Source organism: Okeania sp. SIO3B5 (assembly GCF_010692555.1).
Taxonomy (GTDB): Bacteria; Cyanobacteriota; Cyanobacteriia; order Cyanobacteriales; family Microcoleaceae; genus Okeania.
The window spans coordinates 1-3,917 of the sequence record NZ_JAAHHG010000731.1 but is presented as its reverse complement, the minus strand read 5'-3'; the positions used below and the strand labels follow the sequence as shown (position 1 = coordinate 3,917).

Here is a 3,917-nt window from a genome sequence, read left to right as displayed (position 1 = left end):
CCTCCTCCGGAGGAACTTCGTTAACAGCAACAAGACTCTCTCCTTAAGGACAGTGTCTAAATTAAAATAGACTTTAAGGGCAAGGGAGTCAACTTTTATAGTAAGACAATTAAATATTGCTTTTATCTTAAACTAAAAACAATAGCTGATAGCTGATAGCTGACGGCTGAATGCTTACATAGTCTCTAAATATAGCCATCCTGCTCTTCTATATTTCTATATATTGATTGGTGAACAAAATGTCTCAGGTCTCACTCGAACCACTACTACCTGATAATTTTTTGACAACAGCAAAAAAATAGTTTAAATTAACTTATAATTCTGAAAGTAATTGCAAACTAATATGACAGAAAGATTGAAGTTTTCACCAAACTCGGTTGTCACCAAAAGTCCTGACAGTCAGCCTCATCTATCAGATCGAGCTTCAACTTTTCAAACAACAATTGTTGGTTATGGACGTTATGGAAAAAATTACATTGGAACTAAATATGCCAAAAATGGATATTTTTGGGAAATAGTATCTATTGTCGATCCAGTAATTACTTCCTCGTTATTTGCTGATAGTATTTTAGGTCAGAATCAACCACAAACTTATTTATTTCAGAGTTTTCGTCAATGGCATGATAACTATTTTAAATACTTAAATAACCAACAAAAAGCTAGACAAGTAATTGAGATAGCTTTAAAGCCAGAATTAGTTTATGAGCAATTAATGTTATATATTGACGCTGGTGTCAAACACTTTATTTTACCTAAAGCAGTTGTAAGAAACAGACAAGAAATGCTGCAAATCGCAGAAATAATTCACAAAAATAAAATAAAAGCAGCAGTAGCTTCTCAGTGGTATTATTCGGATTTTCCTAAATTTATTAAGCGAGAAATCCAAAAGTTTATCAAGGAAAAAACACAAAAGCTTTCTCTAACTTCAAGTAATCATTCGAGTATTCCTAATTTATATAAAGTAGAAATTGATTTTTCTAAAGAAAATGGTTTAGCATATACTACAGACCCACCATTACTTGAATTACCTCATGCTTTACAGTTACTCTCTTCAATAGGAATAATTGATTTTAATCATTATTGTTCACTGCCAGAAGTTAGTGGTACAAATACATTTGTCAATGCTATTTATCAGGTAAAAAATATTAAAAATAAAGTTCATGTTTGTTCTAACATTGATATGCTACCCAATCCTGCGATCAAAAAAGAACATCCCCTATGGGATATTCAGGAACGGCGTTTAAAAATTTATTTTGACGAAGACAATACTCAGCCCAATATAGAAGTAGATTTCTGGATTAAATTTGACTATTCTGGTGATTTTGCTCTTCGTCCAGGTAAATTAATTATTAGGGATAATGAGAATTGTAGTAATCAAGAACAATTAGTTTTGAATATTGTTGACGATCAACTATTAAATATGAACCTGAAAATTTATGAGGCATTTCAGCAGAATTTTGTAGATTTTCAAAACGATCAGAATATTTTGTCCCTTGAGCGCTATCTCCCTATTGGTCAGCAAATAATGCTAATTCAAAATATTTGGAAATCTTTTAAGGAGGAAAAAGGGAATAGTTCAATAATTAATAATTAATAATTAATAATTAATAATTAATAATTAATAATTACCTCTCCCTAATACCATTTCTCAAAAACTTTTCTACATTTTGTTGAATGCGACTTGTTAATAGACATATTATTAACCGAACACATCAGTATTGGCGAGTGTGTGATGAGTTAGCCTTTAAATCAAAAAACTTGTACAACCTGGCTAACTATTTAAAATTTCAAATTAGTTTGACATAGGTAGACAAAATTAAACATATACAGCAATATGATTTTAGTTGTGAGATATTGGAGACTTTTGCTTTAGGGAATAGGGAATAGGGAATAGGGAATAGGGAATAGGGAAAAAACGAATATAATAATAAAACTGCTATATTCTATACTTTAAAGGAAAACCTCAATTCTCACATCTGATTCCTGACTGCTATAGTAATTCTAAATTGGTTGTGAAAAATTTTAAAATTATCAATAATTAACTGATTTTTTTGTTAATTCTGTTCTCTGCTCCCTGTTAAGATGTTTCCTACAAATCTACAATTTTTGACAATTCAAATAAGACTGCTATATATTATGACTATTCAACCCCGAAAAAGATTTGCTCAACATTGGCTGAGGAGTGAAAAAGCACTTAATAAAATTGTTCAAGCTGCTGAATTATCAGATAGCGATCGCATCCTAGAAATTGGGCCAGGTACAGGTATCCTCACTCATCGTTTATTGCCCCTAGCAGCTTCAGTTGTTGCAGTAGAAATTGACAGAGATTTATGTCAAAAATTAGTCAAAAAAATTGGCAGAGTAGAAAATTTTTTATTGTTACAAGGAGATATTTTATCCCTAGATTTAGAAACAAATTTAGCACAATTTCCTACTTTCCAAAATCCCAATAAAGTTGTGGCGAATATACCTTACAATATTACTGGTCCAATTCTGGAAAAACTATTAGGAACAATTGCCCAACCTGTTGCTAATACTTATGATTTAATTGTCTTATTATTACAAAAAGAAGTAGCGGATAGAATCTGCGCTCAACCAGACTCAAAAGCTTATAGTTCCCTATCAGTAAAAATCCAATATTTAGCAAAGTGTGAATTTATTTGTGATGTACCTGCCAAGGCATTTTATCCCCCACCAAAAGTTGACTCAGCAGTAATACGACTACGCCCTCAATTAATAGAACCCCAGGCAAATAATCCGAAACAAATGGAAACATTAGTTAAATTAGGTTTTTCTAGTAAACGGAAAATGTTAAGGAATAATCTTAAGGCAGTTATTGAACGCGATCGCCTCTTGCCATTACTAGAAAAGTTAAAAGTAAATCCTCAAGTTCGTGCAGAAGATTTAAGCGTGCAGCAGTGGGTAGCACTAGCAAATAGCATAGGAGAGGTAATAATTAATAATTAATAATTAATAATTAATAATTAGGGCTTGCTGATTAAATCTCAAAGCATTGACTGATATTGGTTTTAGCCTTTTCAGATCTGCAAAAAGTATCTGGTTTTCAGCTCTTCATGGTCAAAAATGAGCGCATTTTGGGCAAGATAGGGGCAGAAAATCAAGGGATGATTCTTCTGACCAGAAAAATGGGTTTCAAGCCTCGCCCATAAGCGGGCGACTTTTTAGTTGATTTTTGTCTATAAATATGTTATTATATTATTAGTTTAAAAGTCAAGTTATGAAAGCTAGATTTAAGTACCGTATATATCCAACCCCGGGACAAAAATACCGAGAGCGCCAAGCTATTTGGCTGTGTCCGTGTGGCGAGTGAATGATAGTCTAGCTCACTGCCAACAGAGGTATAAATCAGGAGAAAAGAAATCTGATAATTCAGAACTACAAAAGCTTTTTATTACTCAGTCTAAAAAGACTGAAGAAAGAGAATGGTTGTCAGAGGTTTCTAACATACCATTGCAGCAATCTTTAAATGATTTAAACCAGGCGTTGCTCTAACTTTTTTAAATCGACTAAAGGCCAGAGAAAAGGTAAACCTGTTAAACCTCCAGATTGCTTCGTTCCTCGCAACGCTCCGCGATTTAAAAGCAGAAAGTCAAAGCAAACTGCTAGATTTACACTCGTGAGGGTTTAAAGTTGGTCAACACAAAGTTTAGAAGCGCCAAGATTGGAAAGCTGAAAATTGTATCGCCTGTGAGAGTTACCTGCTGCTCCATCATCAGTAACAGTAATTAAAGATTGTAGGGGCGATTCGCGAATCGCCCCTACTAGATATTTCTTAAGTTTTGTAGTAGAAATACAACCAGAAATCTTACTGAGAACTGATAATTCAGTAGGTATAGATTTAGGTATCAAAACCTTTGCTACATTTAGCGATGGTACAAAAGTTGATGCACCAAAAC

At 33.2% G+C, this 3,917-nt stretch carries 5 protein-coding genes; 4 read left to right on the top strand and 1 reads right to left on the bottom strand.

The genetic code is table 11. The features are described from left to right. Positions 1-343 precede the first annotated feature (343 nt). The 4 genes from F6K54_RS41625 to F6K54_RS41610 all read left to right on the top strand — a co-directional run bounded on the left by F6K54_RS41625 (position 344) and on the right by F6K54_RS41610 (position 3,513). Positions 344-1,594: a hypothetical protein gene (locus F6K54_RS41625; RefSeq protein ID WP_293090354.1), complete on the top strand. Its 1,251-nt coding sequence runs from the start codon at positions 344-346 to the stop codon at positions 1,592-1,594. 542 nt (positions 1,595-2,136) lie between these two features. After that, positions 2,137-2,967, top strand: a complete 831-nt coding sequence (gene rsmA, locus F6K54_RS41620) for a 16S rRNA (adenine(1518)-N(6)/adenine(1519)-N(6))-dimethyltransferase RsmA (RefSeq protein ID WP_293090353.1) — start codon at positions 2,137-2,139, stop codon at positions 2,965-2,967. A gap of 271 nt (positions 2,968-3,238) precedes the next feature. Further along, positions 3,239-3,331, top strand: a complete 93-nt coding sequence (locus F6K54_RS41615; RefSeq protein WP_293073970.1) for a helix-turn-helix domain-containing protein — start codon at positions 3,239-3,241, stop codon at positions 3,329-3,331. After that, positions 3,319-3,513, top strand: a complete 195-nt coding sequence (locus F6K54_RS41610) for a hypothetical protein (RefSeq protein WP_293090352.1) — start codon at positions 3,319-3,321, stop codon at positions 3,511-3,513. Before F6K54_RS41615 ends, F6K54_RS41610 begins: the two co-directional genes overlap by 13 nt. A 132-nt stretch (positions 3,514-3,645) precedes the next feature. Here F6K54_RS41610 and F6K54_RS41605 read toward each other — a convergent pair. After that, on the bottom strand, positions 3,646-3,917 hold a 272-nt coding region (locus tag F6K54_RS41605; protein ID WP_293090351.1), incomplete at its 5' end, for a hypothetical protein.